Origin of the sequence: Thauera sp. (assembly GCF_035444905.1) — a bacterium.
Classification (GTDB): Bacteria; Pseudomonadota; Gammaproteobacteria; order Burkholderiales; family Rhodocyclaceae; genus Thauera.
Genome location: NZ_DAOMPS010000001.1, coordinates 65,483 through 80,270, shown reverse-complemented (window position 1 = coordinate 80,270; position 14,788 = coordinate 65,483). Strand labels below are relative to the sequence as shown.

14 protein-coding genes are annotated in these 14,788 nt (G+C 69.7%); 12 read left to right on the top strand and 2 right to left on the bottom strand.

The window, feature by feature from the left end; translation table 11 throughout:
* Positions 1–11: 11 nt before the first annotated feature.
* Positions 12–1,775 carry an arginine--tRNA ligase gene (gene argS / locus PLC66_RS00360; RefSeq protein ID WP_324536753.1) on the bottom strand — a complete coding sequence of 588 codons (1,764 nt, stop codon included), beginning with the start codon at positions 1,773–1,775 and terminating at the stop codon, positions 12–14.
* Between the two features lie 204 nt (positions 1,776–1,979).
* On the opposite strand from argS, the gene ubiB reads away from it, so the two are divergent.
* The 9 genes from ubiB (at position 1,980) to PLC66_RS00315 (ending at position 12,437) form a co-directional block, all read left to right on the top strand.
* Positions 1,980–3,509: a ubiquinone biosynthesis regulatory protein kinase UbiB gene (gene ubiB, locus PLC66_RS00355; RefSeq protein WP_324536751.1), complete on the top strand. Its 1,530-nt coding sequence runs from the start codon at positions 1,980–1,982 to the stop codon at positions 3,507–3,509.
* Positions 3,510–3,596: 87 nt separating this feature from the next.
* Complete coding sequence (rocD, locus tag PLC66_RS00350; RefSeq protein WP_324536749.1) at positions 3,597–5,789, top strand: ornithine--oxo-acid transaminase; 2,193 nt, start codon at positions 3,597–3,599, stop codon at positions 5,787–5,789.
* A gap of 120 nt (positions 5,790–5,909) precedes the next feature.
* Positions 5,910–7,370: a high affinity choline transporter 1 gene (locus PLC66_RS00345; RefSeq protein WP_324537081.1), complete on the top strand. Its 1,461-nt coding sequence runs from the start codon at positions 5,910–5,912 to the stop codon at positions 7,368–7,370.
* Between the two features lie 148 nt (positions 7,371–7,518).
* A complete protein-coding gene (gene ubiU / locus PLC66_RS00340) occupies positions 7,519–8,535 on the top strand; it encodes a ubiquinone anaerobic biosynthesis protein UbiU (protein WP_324536747.1) in 1,017 nt (338 codons plus the stop codon).
* A gap of 168 nt (positions 8,536–8,703) precedes the next feature.
* Positions 8,704–9,615 carry a U32 family peptidase gene (locus PLC66_RS00335; RefSeq protein ID WP_324536745.1) on the top strand — a complete coding sequence of 304 codons (912 nt, stop codon included), beginning with the start codon at positions 8,704–8,706 and terminating at the stop codon, positions 9,613–9,615.
* Between the two features lie 117 nt (positions 9,616–9,732).
* Positions 9,733–10,266 (top strand): ubiquinone anaerobic biosynthesis accessory factor UbiT, encoded by a 534-nt coding sequence (gene ubiT, locus PLC66_RS00330; RefSeq protein WP_324536743.1) that lies wholly within the window; start codon positions 9,733–9,735, stop codon positions 10,264–10,266.
* A gap of 135 nt (positions 10,267–10,401) precedes the next feature.
* The gene (thiL, locus tag PLC66_RS00325; RefSeq protein WP_324536741.1) at positions 10,402–11,409 is read left to right on the top strand and encodes a thiamine-phosphate kinase; all 1,008 of its coding nucleotides are present in this window, start codon (positions 10,402–10,404) and stop codon (positions 11,407–11,409) included.
* A 46-nt stretch (positions 11,410–11,455) separates the two neighbouring features.
* Positions 11,456–11,938: a phosphatidylglycerophosphatase A family protein gene (locus PLC66_RS00320; RefSeq protein WP_324536739.1), complete on the top strand. Its 483-nt coding sequence runs from the start codon at positions 11,456–11,458 to the stop codon at positions 11,936–11,938.
* A gap of 4 nt (positions 11,939–11,942) precedes the next feature.
* Complete coding sequence (locus tag PLC66_RS00315; protein WP_324536737.1) at positions 11,943–12,437, top strand: CinA family protein; 495 nt, start codon at positions 11,943–11,945, stop codon at positions 12,435–12,437.
* 52 nt (positions 12,438–12,489) lie between these two features.
* Here the strand turns inward: PLC66_RS00315 and PLC66_RS22855 are convergent, their stop codons facing one another.
* Positions 12,490–12,612 carry a hypothetical protein gene (locus tag PLC66_RS22855; protein ID WP_503012162.1) on the bottom strand — a complete coding sequence of 41 codons (123 nt, stop codon included), beginning with the start codon at positions 12,610–12,612 and terminating at the stop codon, positions 12,490–12,492.
* Between PLC66_RS22855 and recA the strand changes: the two genes are divergently transcribed.
* Genes recA through lptB form a run of 3 tightly spaced genes read left to right on the top strand, consistent with a single transcriptional unit; the run spans position 12,568 to position 14,780 of the window.
* Positions 12,568–13,602, top strand: coding sequence for a recombinase RecA (gene recA, locus PLC66_RS00310; RefSeq protein ID WP_324536735.1), 1,035 nt, complete (start codon positions 12,568–12,570; stop codon positions 13,600–13,602). The two genes, PLC66_RS22855 and recA, sit on opposite strands and share 45 nt — an antisense overlap.
* Positions 13,603–13,621: 19 nt before the next feature.
* Positions 13,622–14,071, top strand: coding sequence for a recombination regulator RecX (recX, locus tag PLC66_RS00305; RefSeq protein WP_324536733.1), 450 nt, complete (start codon positions 13,622–13,624; stop codon positions 14,069–14,071).
* Entirely contained in the window at positions 14,058–14,780 is a 723-nt protein-coding gene (gene lptB, locus PLC66_RS00300) for an LPS export ABC transporter ATP-binding protein (protein WP_324536731.1), read from the top strand. Before recX ends, lptB begins: the two co-directional genes overlap by 14 nt.
* Positions 14,781–14,788: the final 8 nt, after the last annotated feature.

Sequence of the window (14,788 nt, the reverse complement as noted above, 5' to 3'; positions counted from 1 at the left end):
CACCTCCTGCATCACATCGACTCGGGCGCGGACACGCCCAGCATCTTGAGGCCGGTCACCAGCACCTGACGCACCGCCGCCGCCAGCGCGAGGCGGGCGAGCCTGAGTGCTTCGTCCTCGACCAGCATGCGCTCGGCGTTGTACCAGCTATGGAAGTCGGCGGCGACATCCTTCAAGTAGAACGCGATCTGGTGCGGCGCGTAGTCCGCAGCGGCGTTCTGCACCAGCTCGGGGAAGCTCGCCAGACGCGCACACAGTGCGAGTTCACGCTCGTTCTGCAGCAGGCCGAGGTCGGCCCCTGCCAGCTCCGACGCCTCGCCCCCCCACTGGTTCAATACCGAGCACACGCGGGCGTGGGCGTACTGCACGTAGTAGACCGGGTTCTCGTTGCTCTGGCTCTTGGCGAGGTCGAGGTCGAAGTCCAGGTGCTGGTCGGACTTGCGCAGCACGTAGAAGAAGCGGCAGGCGTCGTTGCCGACCTCGCGGCGCAGCTCGCGCAGGGTGACGAATTCGCCCGAGCGGGTCGACATCGAGGTCTTCTGGCCGTTGCGGTAGAGCACCGCGAACTGCACCAGCGCCACCTCGAGCTTTTCCGGCGGCAGGCCGAGCGCAGCGATGGCGCCCTTCACGCGCGGGATGTAGCCGTGGTGGTCGGCACCCCAGATGTCGATGATGCGATCAAAGCCACGCTCGTACTTGTTGAGGTGGTAGGCGATGTCGGAGGCGAAGTAGGTGTACAGCCCGTTCTCGCGCTGAACGACGCGATCCTTCTCGTCACCGAACGCGGTCGAGCGGAACCACCTGGCGCCGTCCTGCAGGTAGATGTGGCCGTTCTTCTCGAGCTGGGCAACCGCGCGCTCGACCAGGCCGGTGTCGAACAGGCTCTGCTCCGAGAACCATTTGTCGAAGCGCACGCCGAATTCCTGCAGGTCGTCGCGGCCGTCGCCGAGCTGCTCGTTGAGCGCGAAGCCATGCACCCAGGGGTAGTCCTCGCCGAGCAGCTTCTTCGCCTTGGCGATCAGCGCATCGAGGTGCGCCTCGCGCTGCTGCCTGGCCTCGTCGTCCTTGCGATCAGAAGGCGGCAGTCCCGGCGTGCCGGCGAGGATATCCTCCGCGCTAACCCTGGCGAAGCGATCCTGATGGGCATCGCGCATCTCGCGCCCCATGTCGATCACGTAGTCGCCCTGATAGGCGTTGGGCGGGAAGGGAATCTCGATGCCGAAGAAGGCGAGATAGCGCAGCCAGGTCGACAGCGCCAGGATGTCCATCTGGCGGCCGGCGTCATTGACGTAGTACTCGCGGGTCACGTCGTAACCCGCGAAGGCGAGCACGTCCGACAGCGAGGCGCCGTAGGCCGCGCCGCGGCCGTGGCCGACGTGCAGCGGGCCGGTGGGGTTGGCGGAGACGAACTCCACCTGCACCTTGACGCCCTTGGCCGCCCCGCGGCCGAAGTCCGCCCCCTTCGCTAGCACCTCGCGCACGACCGCGGTCTTGGCGTCGGCAGCCAGGGTGAAGTTGATGAAGCCCGCGCCGGCGACGTCGGCCTTGGCGACCAGCTTCGAGGCCGGCAGCTCGGCCAGCAGCAGGCCGGCAAGGTCGCGCGGGTTGCGCTTGAGCGGCTTGGCCAGCTGCAGCGCGAGGTTGGTGGCGAAATCGCCGTGGCTGGCCTGCTTCGGGCGCTCGAGCAGGATGGGGGTATCGGCATGATCCGGCGCAACGCTCTTCAGCGCGGCTTGCAGCAGCTCGGTCAGCAGGACTTTCGGGTCGGCGCTCATGGCACTCGGCTGGAAATTCAAACCCGCGATTATAGCGGATCGCGCGAGCCGGCCCTGCCGAGGATGTGAGCGCAGATTGCACACGTCACGCCCGCGTGCACAAATCCCCGCCGCGGCCGCGCGACGCGCCCGCGCGCAAGCCAACATTCCACGCGCCGCGCTTTCCGGCTAAAGTCCGGCCTTTGCGTCTGCCCGGCTTTCAACGTGCGCCTCCTTCGTCTCGCCAAGATCGTCTCCGTCGGCCTGCGCTTCGGCCTTGACCGCATGGTGCTCGATGCCGACGCCAGCGGCCGCCTGGCACGCGTTTGGCATGCGGTGTTCTTCTGGCGACGCTTTTCCCAGCCGCGCGGGGTGCGACTGCGTCGTGCGCTCGAATCACTCGGGCCAATCTTCGTCAAGTTCGGCCAGATGCTGTCGACCCGGCGCGACCTGCTGCCGCCCGACCTCGCCGACGAGCTCGCGCTGCTGCAGGACCGCGTGCCGCCCTTCCCCACCGAGCAGGCGCTGGCCGTGCTCGAAGGCTTCTACGGTCGCCCGATCGACGCCGTGTTCGACGATTTCGAACGCACCCCGGTGGCCTCGGCCTCGGTGGCCCAGGTCCATTTCGCCCGCCTGCCCGACGGCACCGAGGTGGCGGTCAAGGTGCTGCGCCCCGGCATCGAGCGCGTCATCGAGCACGACCTGGCGCTGCTCGAGGTCGCCGCGCTGCTGCTCGAGAAAATCTGGCCCGAAGGGCGCCGGCTCAAACCGCGCGAGGTCGTCGCCGAGTTCAGCAAGTACCTGCACGACGAGCTCGACCTGATGCGCGAGGCCTCCAACTGCTCGCAGTTGCGGCGCAACTTCAAGGACTCGTCGCTGCTGATCGTGCCCGAGGTGTATTGGGACTGGTGCGGCAGCAAGGTCATGGTGATGGAGCGCATGCACGGCGTGCCGATCTCGCAGACGCCAGCCCTGCTCGCCCAGGGCACCGACCTGTCGGCGCTGTCGCGCGCGGGGGTGGAGATCTTCTTCACCCAGGTCTTCCGTGACGGCTTCTTCCATGCCGATATGCATCCCGGCAACATCTTCGTGCACCGCGACGGACGCTACATCGCGCTGGACTTCGGCATCATGGGCACGCTCAACGAGGTCGACAAGAACTACCTCGCGCAGAACTTCCTCGCCTTCTTCAAGCGCGACTACCACCGCGTCGCGCTCGCCCACATCGAGGCCGGCTGGGTGCCGGCGAAGACACGGGTGGATGAATTCGAAGCCGCAATCCGCACCGTGTGCGAGCCGATCTTCGACAAGCCGCTGAAGGACATCTCCTTCGGCAAGACGCTGTTGCGGCTGTTCCAGACCGCACGCCGCTTCGAGATGGAAGTGCAGCCCCAGCTCGTGCTGCTGCAGAAGACGTTGCTCAACATCGAGGGCCTAGGCCGCCAGCTCGATCCCGAGCTCGACCTGTGGAAGACGGCCAAGCCCTTCCTGCAGCGCTGGATGGACGAGCGCATGGGCGTGCGCGCGCTGGCGCGCGGCATCAAGGAAGAAGCGCCCAGCTGGGCCGGCACGCTGCCGCAACTGCCGCGCCTGGTGCACCACGCGCTCAGCGAGTCGCCCAGGCAGCATGCGGCCCAGCAGCAGCGCTTCGACGAGCTCGCCGCCAACCAGCGCCGCCAGGGCCGGCTGCTGCTGCTGATCGGCGCCCTCGCCGCCGCCCTGCTCGGTCTCGAGCTCCACCGCCTGCTGGGCTGAACGCCTGCGGCGGCTGAACGAATCGCCGCCGCCACCCCTCCAAACGGCATACTGCGGACGACCGCAAGCCGCACGGAGGGGGCGGGGATGAAGACACAGTTCGGCACACGGTTCGGGGGCGGCTCGGGAACCCGGGCGCCCCACTCCACGATCAAGATCATCGGCGCCGCCAGCGCGCTCGGCGCACCGCATGCAGGCACCGCAGCGGGCCCGTCGGCGCTGCAGGCGGGCCCGCTCGCCAGCCACCTGCGCGCCCTCGGCCTGGCGGTCGAATGGCTGGCGACGCTGAGCCCGCTGGCGACCGACACGGCAGCGGGAGCCGACCAGGCGGACATGACGACGCGCATCGCCGCCAATGCCGCCTTCGCCGCCCGCCTCGCCGACCACCTTGGCGCGCTGCCGCCGGCCCACTTCCCGCTCGTGATCGGTGGCGACCATGCGGTCGCGGCCGGTACCTGGCGCGGCATCGGCCGTCGCCGCGGGCGGGCGCCGGGCCTGATCTGGATCGACGCCCACCTCGACAGCCACACCGACGCCAGCACCCACTCAGGCAACATCCACGGCATGCCGCTGGCGGCCCTGCTCGGCGCCGGCCACCCGGCGCTGTGCGCCATTCCCGGGCCCGACCTCGACCCGGCGCGCACCTGCATCATCGGCGCGCGCGCCTGGGAGCCCGAGGAGCAGGCGCTGCTCGCGCGCTTCGGCGTACGCGTGTTCGACATGGCCGAGGTGAATGCCCGCGGCCTGCCGACGGTGTTCTGCGAGGCCATGACGATCGCGCGCGCCGACCCCGACGCCGGCTTCGGCCTGAGCCTGGACCTGGATGCGATCGACCCGCAGGGCCTGCCCGCGGTGACCTGCCCCGAGGCGGCCGGCATCGATCCGCGCGCGTTGGCCGACTGCCTGCTGGGGCTGCGCGCCTGCGCCGACCTGGTCGGCCTCGAGATCGTCGAGTACCGCCCCGACCTCGACGCCGACGGCCGCAGCGCGCGCTGGGTGGTCGAGTTCGCGGCTGCGGCACTCGGCCCCTCGAGCGCCTGGCTGCGCGACAAGGAGTCACGCTACGGTGCTGCCAACTACGCGCCCCTGCCTGCGGTGTTCCAGCGCGGCGAGGGGGTGTGGCTGTGGGACACCGAGGGCCGGCGCTACCTGGACATGATGAGCGCCTACTCGGCGGTGAGCTTCGGCCACAGTCACCCGCGCCTGGTGGGCGCCCTGATCGACCAGGCCCAACGCCTCGCCCTGACCTCGCGCGCGTTCTCCAGCGACCGCCTGCCGGTGTTCCTCGAGCGCCTGTGCGCCACCTTCGGCTACGCGCGCGCGCTGCCCGTCAATACCGGCCTGGAGGCGGTCGAGACCGCGCTCAAGGCGGCGCGCAAGTGGGGCTATCAGGTCAAGGGCATCGCCCCCGAGCGCGTGCGCATCATCGCCTGCGACGGCAATTTCCACGGACGCTCGATCGCCATCGTCGGGCTGTCGTCGAACCCGCACTACCGCGACGGTTTCGGCCCCTTCCCGCCCGGCCTGGAGCGGGTGCCCTTCGGCGACACCGATGCGCTCGAGGCGGCCATCACGCCCGATACCGCCGCCTTTCTGGTCGAGCCGATCCAGGGCGAAGGCGGCATCGTCGTGCCCCCGGCCGGCTACCTGTCGCGTTGCGCCGAGATCTGCCGCCGCCACGGCGTGCTGCTGATCGCCGACGAGGTGCAGACCGGGCTCGGCCGCTGCGGACGACTGCTCGCCTGCGACCATGAGGGCGTGCGCCCGGACGGGCTGATCCTGGGCAAGGCGCTCGGCGGCGGCCTGCTGCCGGTGTCGGCCTTCCTGGCCGATCGTGCGTTGATGGACGTGTTCCGGCCCGGCGACCATGGCTCGACCTTCGGAGGTAATCCGCTGGCCGCGGCGGTCGGCACCGAAGTGCTCGCCCTGCTCGAGGACACCCGTCCTTGGGAGCGCGCCGAGCGCCTCGGCACGCGCCTGATGGACGCGTTGCGCGCCGCCGCGCTGCCCGGCGTGGTCGACATCCGCGGTCGCGGACTGCTGGTCGGCCTGGCCTTCGATCCCGCCCTGGCCGACGCCGGGGAGCTCGCCGAGCGCCTGCTCGCGCGCGGCATCGCCACCCGCGACACCAATGGCAACGTCATCCGCCTGGCGCCGCCGCTGATCATCGACGAGGACACGCTGGAGGCGGCGATCGAAGGCATCGTGACCACGCTGCGGCAGTCCGTCGCCGAGCGCGGCGCGGCCGGCCCCACCGGTGCCGTTGCAAATCTGCAATAAAGCGGTGCCGGCCGCCCGCACAACGACAAAACTCCGCCCCCATTGCGCTGCAGCATATTGCTAAACTCGCGCCTGATCTTACAACCGCGCACCTGAAGCGCATTCACGAAGGGCCTCATGATGCTGCTCTGGCTTGTCGTCGCCTATCTGGTCGTCTCCATCGGCATCGGTCTGTATGCCGCCACCCGGGTGCACAACGCGCGCGACTACATCACCGCAGGCCGCAACCTGCCGATGTTCATCGTGCTGGCGATGGTGTTCGCGACGTGGTTCGGCGCCGAGACCGTGCTCGGCATCTCCGCCACCTTCCTCGAGGAAGGCTTTCGCGGCCTGATCTCCGACCCGCTCGGCGCCTCGGTGTGCCTGGTCCTGTTCGGCCTCGTCTTCGCCCGCCCGCTGTACCGCATGAACCTGCTCACCCTGGGCGACTTCTTCCGCATGCGCTACAACCGCACGACCGAGCTGGTGCTGTCGATCTGCATCGTACTGTCCTACCTGGGCTGGGTGGCGGCGCAGATCACCGCGCTCGGCCTGGTGTTCAACGTGCTGTCGAACGACATCGTGAGCATGAACCAGGGCATGCTCATCGGTGCCGGCGTGGTACTGGTCTATACGCTGTTCGGCGGCATGTGGTCGGTCGCGCTCACCACCTTCGTGCAGATGATCGTGATCGTCATCGGCCTGGTGTGGGTGACCTGGTTGGCCGGCGACATGGCGGGCGGCTTCGAACTCGTCATCGCCAAGGCCGCCGCCGAGGGCAAGTTCGAATGGCTGCCCACGCTCGACATGATCGACATGATCGCCTGGATCGCCGCCTTCGCCACCATGGCGCTGGGCTCCATTCCGCAGCAGGACGTGTTCCAGCGCGTAAACTCGTCCAAGAACGAGCGTGTCGCGGTGTGGGGCACGACCCTGGGCGGCGTCAGCTACTTCTTCTTCGCCGCGGTGCCGCTGTTCCTCGCCTACACCGCCAACATCATCGATCCAGCCATGGTCGAGCGCCTGATGGAGCAGGACTCGCAGCTCATCCTGCCGACGCTGATCCTGCAGTACATGCCCTTCTACGCCCAGGTGATCTTCTTCGGCGCGCTGCTGTCGGTGATCATGAGCACGGCCTCTGGCACCCTGCTCGCCCCCTCGGTGACCTTCTCCGAGAACGTGCTGCGCGGCTTCATCCCGGACATGACCGACCGCGCCCTGCTGCTCAGCACGCGGGTGACGGTCGTCGTGTTCACGATCCTCGTCACCTGGTACGCCACCACCACCGAGGCCACCATCCACCATATGGTCGAGAGCGCCTACCGCGTGACCCTGGCCGGCGCCTTCGTGCCGCTCGCCGCCGGCCTGTTCTGGAAGCGCGCCAACAACCTGGGGGCGGCGCTGGCCATCATCCTCGGCCTGTCGACCTGGCTGCTGCTGGAGATCTTCGTCACCGAAGGCGATGTCGAACCTCAGCTCTACGGCCTGGCGGCCAGCGCGCTGGGCATGCTGGTGGGCGGCCTGCTCGGCCCGAAGCCGCACCATCGCCCTCACATCGGCGGCCATCACGCTGCGGCAGGCACCTACCACACGACGCGCTGACCTCATCGCGACCGACGCGCCGCCGTCGGCGCAGACAGGCAGGCGGGGCCGGGCTTCAATGCCGGCACCGCCTGCGTTTGATACCGATCAACGCAGGCGCGCGGCCCCTCGTCTATGGTTGCGGCGTTTTTCCCATCCGCCCGCCACCATGACCGTGCCCACCCCGATCGAGCTCGTCTGCCCCGCCGGCAGCCTGCCGGCCCTCAAGACCGCCGTCGACCACGGCGCCGACTGCGTCTATCTCGGCTTCAAGGACGCCACCAACGCGCGCAATTTCAGCGGCCTCAACTTCGACCCGGCGCAGATGCGCGAGGGCATCGCCTACGCCCACACCCGTGGCCGAAAGGTGCTGCTCGCCCTCAACACCTACCCGCAGACCGGCAACTGGCCGAGCTGGACGCAAGCCATCGACCGCGCCGCCGAATTCGGCCTCGACGCGCTGATCCTCGCCGACCCCGGCCTGATGGCGTACGCCACGAAGACTCATCCGCAACTGCGCCTGCACCTGTCGGTGCAGGGTTCGGCCACCAGCTACGAGGCCATCAATTACTACCACGAGCGCTTCGGCATCCAGCGCGCGGTGCTGCCGCGCGTGCTGTCGATGGCGCAGGTGGAGAGTGTCATCGCCCACACGCCGGTCGAGATCGAGGTCTTCGGCTTCGGCGGTCTGTGCGTGATGGTCGAGGGCCGCTGCGCGCTGTCGGCCTATGCCACCGGCGAGTCACCCAACTGCAACGGCGCCTGCTCGCCGGGCAAGCACGTGCGCTGGGAAGACACCCCGCGCGGCATGGAGACGCGCCTCAACGGAATCCTCATCGACCGCTTCGCCGAGGGCGAGCGCGCCGGCTACCCGACGCTGTGCAAGGGCCGCTTCGAGGTCAACGACGAGACCTATTACGCGCTCGAGGAGCCGACCAGCCTCAACACCCTGGAGCTGCTGCCCGAACTCGCCCGCATCGGCATCCGCGCGATCAAGATCGAGGGCCGCCAGCGCAGCCCGGCCTACGTCGCCCAGGTCACCAAGGTGTGGCGCGCCGCGCTCGACAAGCTCAAGGCCGGTGGCCCGGAGGGCTTTGCCGTGCTGCCGGCGTGGATGACCGAGCTCAACAAGGTCTCCGAAGGCCAGAGCCACACGCTGGGGGCGTATTACCGCCCCTGGAAGTGAGCCCCTTCGACCCCCATCGCGACGCCATGACGCGCGCCGCTCCGGGGTTACGCACCGCCCGTGCACAGCCCCGCCCGGCGCTTCCACCCCCACCGCCGCTGCACCCGCCCGCCCCGACGCCGGCCGGAGGCCGCCGCGGCGCCATCCAGTCCGAATGAGAACCGCCCCATGAAACTTGCCCTCGGCCCCCTGCTCTACTACTGGCCGCACCAGAGCGTGCTCGATTTCTACGCCGACATGGCCGAAGCGCCACTCGACAGCGTCTATCTCGGCGAGACCGTGTGCTCGCGCCGCCACGAACTGCGCCTCGAAGACTGGCTCGAGGTCGGCAAGGTGTTGGCCGGCGCCGGCAAGGAAGTGGTGATCAGCACCCAGGGCCTGATCGAGTCCGAATCCGACCTCAAGGTGCTGCGCCGCATCGTGCGCCAGACCACCGAGGGCGAGACCGGCTTTCGCGTCGAGGCCAACGACATGGGCGCGGTGCGCATGCTGGCCGAAGCCGGCGTGCGCAACTGGGTCGCCGGCCCCACGCTCAACCTCTTCAATCCCGCCACCCTGCAGCTGATGCTCGACGCCGGCGCCACGCGCTGGGCGGTCGCGCCGGAGATGTCGGGCGCGGCGCTCGCCGAGGTGCGCGCTGCGCTGGCCGCACCGGTCGAGACCGAGGTCTTCGCCTACGGCCGCCTGCCGCTGGCCCACTCGGCGCGCTGCTTCACCGCCCGCCACTTCAACCTGCAGAAGGACACCTGCGAGTTCCGCTGCCTGTCGATCATGGACGGCATCACCTTGCGCACGCGCGAGGGCGAACCCTTCCTGACGCTGAACGGCGTGCAGACCCAGTCGGCGCGGGTGCACAACCTGCTCGGCGACCTGGCTGCGGTGCGCCAGAGCGCCGAGCTGCTGCGCATCAGCCCCCAGGGCGCGCACACCCGCCAGATCATCGAGCACTTCCGCACCGCCCTCGATGGCGCGCAGACGCCCTCCGCCGCGCTCGCCGCCAGCCGCGAACTGATGGTCGAGGCGCCCTGCAACGGCTTCTGGCACGCCCGCGCCGGCGTGGAGCAGTACGTCGCTGCCTGAACCGTGGGAGCGAGCTTGCCCAAAAATGGCGCGCTCGGGCGTCGCTAATTCGCCGCCAAGCCTGCTCCCACATGACTGATTTCGCTGTCTTCCCTGCCCCGCTTCCGGAGTCCTGCAATGCCCGCCCTGCCTTCGCTCCCCCGTCCGCCCCTGCCCGCCGAGCTACTGCCCGGCAGCCTGCGCCAGCGCATCGGCGAACGCCTGGAGGCCTTCCGCGTCCCCGACTTCACCGTGCCCGCGGCGCTGGCCAGGCTGGTCGCGCGCCTGCCGCAGCAAGCGCCCACCCACGTGCTGACGCTCGCGCTCAACCTCGCGCTCGGGCGCATCCTGCCGCGCGACACGCTCGTACCGCTCACCGGCCGCCACCTGCAGCTGCGCGTGCTCGACGCCGGCCTGACGCTCGACTTCAGCCTCGGCGACAAGGGCTTCCGCCGTGCCGCGCCGGCCGCGGAAGCCAAGCCCGACCTCGTCATCTCGGCCACCGCGCGCGACTTCATCGCGCTCGCGCTGCGCGAGGAGGATCCCGACACCCTGTTCTTCAGCCGCCGCCTGCGCATGGAAGGCGACACCGATCTCGGCCTGCTGGTGAAGAACACGCTCGACGCGGTGGAATGGGAGGCCTTGAAGTCCCGCCTCAGCGGCCGACGCTGAACGCCTACCCGCTGCCGCCTGCCCTGCAGGCGCGCCCGCCACCCCGATCGCCGCGCGCGATCCGGGTGGCATCTGCGGTAATCTAGCGGCCCCGTTCTGACCGTGGCGCCCCGAACGCGCCGCACAAGCCGCGCCATGTCCTTCGCCAAGCCCCCTGCAGCGACGCCCTCCGCGCCATCGGCAGCCCCGTCCGAGTTCGACCTGATCCGGCGCCATTTCAGCCGCCCGACCCGGCACACCGACCTCGCCGGCGGCGACGATGCAGCCCTGCTGCGCGCGCGACCCGGGATGCAGTTGGCCGTCTCCACCGACATGCTGGTCGCCGGCACGCACTTCTTCGCCGACACCGACGCCGAGGACCTGGGCTGGAAGACGCTGGCGGTCAACGTGTCCGACCTCGCCGCGATGGGCGCGAGCCCGCGCTGGGCCTTTCTCGCCTTGGCGCTGCCAGCTGCGGACGAAGCCTGGATCGCCGCCTTCGCGCGCGGCCTGTTCGCCTGCGCCGATGCCCACGGCGTGGATCTCGCCGGCGGCGACACCACGCGCGGACCGCTCACGCTGTCGGTGACCATCATCGGCGAGCTGCCCCACGGCGCAGCGATCACCCGCGCCGGGGGTCGCGCCGGCGACGAGCTGTGGGTGTCCGGCCAGCCCGGCCTGGCTGGCCTCGGCCTCGCGGCGCTGCGTGGCGAGGCGCGGCTGGCGGCCGCTGGCCGCACCGCCTGCCTCGCCGCGCTGCAGCGGCCGCAGCCGCGCGTGGCCCTCGGCCTCGCGCTGCGCGGCATCGCGAGCGCCATGCTCGACGTCTCCGACGGGCTGCTCGGCGACCTCGGCCACCTCCTCGAGTGTTCCGCCACCGGCGCGATCATCGACGTCGGCGCCCTGCCGCTCGCGCCGCTGCTCGCGACCGGCGCCGATGAGGCGCTGGCGCGACGCTGCCTGCTCGGTGGCGGTGACGACTACGAGCTGCTCTTTGCCGCCCCCGCCGCGAGGCGCGCCGAGCTCCAGGTCCTGTCCGCCCAGCTCGGGCTTGCGCTGCACCGCATCGGCGAACTCACCGCCGAGCCCGGCGCGCTCTGGCTGCGCGAGCGCGATGGCCGGCTGGTCCGCGGCACGCCCGCGGGCTACGATCACTTCGGCTGACGGGCCCGCCCGCCAGCGCCCCCTCCCAACCCCACCAAGCCCGCCCATGCGCCCGACCGCCCGCCTGATGATGAGTCACCCCGCCCACTTCATCTCCCTGGGCTTCGGCGCCGGCCTGTCGCCGTGGGCGCCCGGCACCATGGGCACGTTGCTGGCCTGGGCCTTGTATCCGCTGATCCGCACGCCACTGTCCGAATTCGTCTTTCTCGCCCTGCTCGCCAGCCTGTTCGTTGCCGGGATACTGGCGGCCGAGCGCACCGGGCGCGCGCTGGGCGTGCCCGACCACGGCGGCATCGTGTGGGACGAGATGGTCGCGACCTGGCTGGTGCTGATGTTCACCCCCGCCACGCTGCTCTGGCAGGCGGTCGCGGTGGCGCTGTTCCGCTTCTTCGACATCGTCAAGCCGCCTCCGGTGCGCTGGGCGGACCGCAGTTTCAAGGGCGGCTTCGGCGTCATGCTCGACGACCTCGTCGCCGCCGGCTACACCTTGCTCGTGCTCGCCATCCTCGTCACCCTGTTCGGTAGCTGAAGCCATGACCGACATCGAACTCGACGCCCTCGCCCAGCGCGTCGGCCGGACCCTTGCCGCACACGGCTGGCGACTGGCGACCGCGGAATCCTGTACCGGTGGCTGGGTCGCCGAGGCGGTGACTGCGATCAGCGGCAGCTCGGCCTGGTTCGACCGCGGCTTCGTCACCTACTCCAACGAGGCCAAGATGGACATGCTCGGCGTGTCGGCGCGCACCCTCGGCGAACACGGCGCGGTCAGCGAAGCGACCGTCGTCGAGATGGCGGCGGGCGCGCTCAGCCGCAGCCTCGCCGACGTCGCCGTGGCCGTCTCGGGCGTGGCCGGCCCCAGCGGCGGCACGGCGGCCAAGCCGGTGGGCATGGTGTGCCTGGCCTGGGCCGCGCGCGACGGCGTCTCGCGCGTGCTCACCGCGCACTTCGACGGCGAGCGCGAGGCCGTGCGTCGGCAAGCCGTCATCCATGCCCTCGAGGGCGTCATCGCCGTCACGGCCGAGGCTTGAGCCGCGTTCGCCGGCAAGCGCGGATTTGCTGTATGCCCGTACAGCTCTTACACTAGCAGCACTGGCCGTGCGCTACCGCACGCATGCAATCTTTGTGCCATAATCCAGCAACCAGACAGGGAAGACTTCCATGGACGACAACAAGGCCAAGGCCCTCGCTGCCGCGCTTTCGCAGATTGAAAAGCAGTTCGGCAAGGGCTCGATCATGCGCATGGGCGACGGCAACGTCGAACGCGACATCCAGACCGTGTCCACCGGCTCGCTCGGGCTCGACATCGCGCTCGGCCTCGGCGGCCTGCCGCGTGGCCGCGTGGTCGAGATCTATGGCCCGGAATCATCCGGCAAGACCACGCTGACCCTGCAGGTCATCGCCGAGATGCAGAAGCTGGGCGGCACTGCAGCCTTCATCGACGCCGAACACGCGCTCGACGTCGGCTACGCCGAGAAGCTCGGCGTCAATATCGAGGACCTGCTGATCTCGCAGCCCGACACCGGCGAGCAGGCGCTCGAGATCGCCGACATGCTGGTGCGCTCGGGCGGGGTCGATATCGTCGTCATCGACTCGGTCGCCGCGCTCACGCCGAAGGCCGAGATCGAGGGCGAGATGGGCGACCAGCTCCCCGGCCTTCAGGCGCGCCTGATGTCGCAGGCGCTACGCAAGCTCACCGCCAACATCAAGCGCACCAACACGCTGGTGATCTTCATCAACCAGATCCGCATGAAGATCGGCGTCATGTTCGGCAGCCCGGAAACCACCACCGGCGGCAATGCGCTCAAGTTCTATGCCTCGGTGCGGATGGACATCCGCCGCACCGGCACGATCAAGAAGGGCGACGAGGTGGTCGGCTCCGAGACCCGCGTCAAGGTGGTCAAGAACAAGGTGTCGCCGCCGTTCAAGGAAGCGCACTTCGACATCCTCTATGGCGAAGGCATTTCGCGCGAGGGCGAGATCATCGACCTCGGCGTCACGCACAAGATCGTCGACAAGTCCGGTGCCTGGTACGCCTACCAGGGCGACAAGATCGGCCAGGGCAAGGACAACTCGCGCGAGTTCCTGCGCAACAACCCGGCGCTGGCGCGTGAGATCGAGAACAAGGTGCGCGCTGCGGTCGGCCTGCCCGCAATGGCGGTGACGACCGCCGCAGCGGCAGCCGCCGAGGCCTGAGCGGGGCCAAGGTCCGGCCATGGCCGTCCCCAGCCTGCGTGAGCGCGCGCTCCGCCACCTGGCGCGGCGCGACCATTCGCGCGCCGAGCTGGCGCGCAAGCTCGCCGCCCATGGTGAGTCGGACGAGGTCGACGCCGTGATCACGCGCATGGGCGAACTCGGCCTGCAGTCCGACAGCCGCTACGCCGAGGCCTTCGTGCGTGGCAAGGCAGCGCGCTTCGGCAGCAGCCGGCTGCGCAGCGAGCTGGCGCGGCGCGGCATCGAGCGTGACCTGATCGAGCAGGCGATCGCGAGCGAATGCGTAGAATCGGAGCTGGAACGCGCACGCCAGGTGCTGCGCAGCCGCTTCAGCTGTGCGCCGGCCGACCCGCGCGAATGGGCGCGCCAGGCGCGCTTCCTGCAAACCCGCGGCTTCGCCCCCGAACTGATCCGCAAGCTGCTGAAAGAGCCCTTCGATGAGTCTGCTTAAGGTCGCCGGCCTGCAAAAGCGCTACAAGGCGCGCACCGTGGTGCACGATGTCGGCTTCGAGGTCGACCCCGGCGAGGTGGTCGGCCTGCTCGGCCCCAACGGCGCGGGCAAGACCACCTGCTTCTACATGATCGTCGGCCTGGTGCGTGCCGACGGCGGTCAGATCACGCTCGATGGCACCGATCTCACCCACCTGCCCATCCACGCCCGCGCCCGCCTCGGCCTGTCCTACCTGCCGCAGGAGATGAGCGTGTTCCGCAAGCTCAGCGTGGCCGAGAACATCCGCGCGGTGCTCGAGCTGCGGGGGCTGGAGACGCGGCAGATCAACGCCCGCCTGGACGAGCTGCTGCTCGAGCTGGGCATCAACCACCTGCGCAACAACACCGCGGTGTCGCTGTCCGGCGGCGAGCGCCGGCGCTGCGAGATCGCCCGCGCACTGGCGACCGACCCGCGCCTGATCCTGCTCGACGAGCCCTTCGCCGGCGTCGACCCGATCGCGGTCATCGACATCCAGAAGATCATCCGCTTCCTCAAGGAGCGCGGCATCGGCGTACTGATCACTGACCACAACGTGCGCGAGACCCTGGGGATCTGCGACCGCGCCTACATCATCAGCGAAGGCCGGGTACTGGCCAGCGGCAAGCCGACCGAGATCATCGACAACGAGCGCGTGCGCCAGGTCTACCTCGGCGAGCATTTCCGCCTGTGAGTGCGCAC

Bases quoted from the DNA above. Each gene is read 5' to 3' on its own strand.
- thiL (WP_324536741.1), top strand. From the start codon at position 10,402: ATGTCCTTCGCCAAGCCCCCTGCAGCGACGCCCTCCGCGCCATCGGCA.
- recA (WP_324536735.1), top strand. From the start codon at position 12,568: ATGGACGACAACAAGGCCAAGGCCCTCGCTGCCGCGCTTTCGCAGATT.
- rocD (WP_324536749.1), top strand. From the start codon at position 3,597: ATGAAGACACAGTTCGGCACACGGTTCGGGGGCGGCTCGGGAACCCGG.
- ubiU (WP_324536747.1), top strand. From the start codon at position 7,519: ATGACCGTGCCCACCCCGATCGAGCTCGTCTGCCCCGCCGGCAGCCTG.
- argS (WP_324536753.1), bottom strand. From the start codon at position 1,775: ATGAGCGCCGACCCGAAAGTCCTGCTGACCGAGCTGCTGCAAGCCGCG.
- recX (WP_324536733.1), top strand. From the start codon at position 13,622: ATGGCCGTCCCCAGCCTGCGTGAGCGCGCGCTCCGCCACCTGGCGCGG.
- PLC66_RS00335 (WP_324536745.1), top strand. From the start codon at position 8,704: ATGAAACTTGCCCTCGGCCCCCTGCTCTACTACTGGCCGCACCAGAGC.
- PLC66_RS00345 (WP_324537081.1), top strand. From the start codon at position 5,910: ATGCTGCTCTGGCTTGTCGTCGCCTATCTGGTCGTCTCCATCGGCATC.
- PLC66_RS00315 (WP_324536737.1), top strand. From the start codon at position 11,943: ATGACCGACATCGAACTCGACGCCCTCGCCCAGCGCGTCGGCCGGACC.
- ubiT (WP_324536743.1), top strand. From the start codon at position 9,733: ATGCCCGCCCTGCCTTCGCTCCCCCGTCCGCCCCTGCCCGCCGAGCTA.
- lptB (WP_324536731.1), top strand. From the start codon at position 14,058: ATGAGTCTGCTTAAGGTCGCCGGCCTGCAAAAGCGCTACAAGGCGCGC.
- PLC66_RS00320 (WP_324536739.1), top strand. From the start codon at position 11,456: ATGCGCCCGACCGCCCGCCTGATGATGAGTCACCCCGCCCACTTCATC.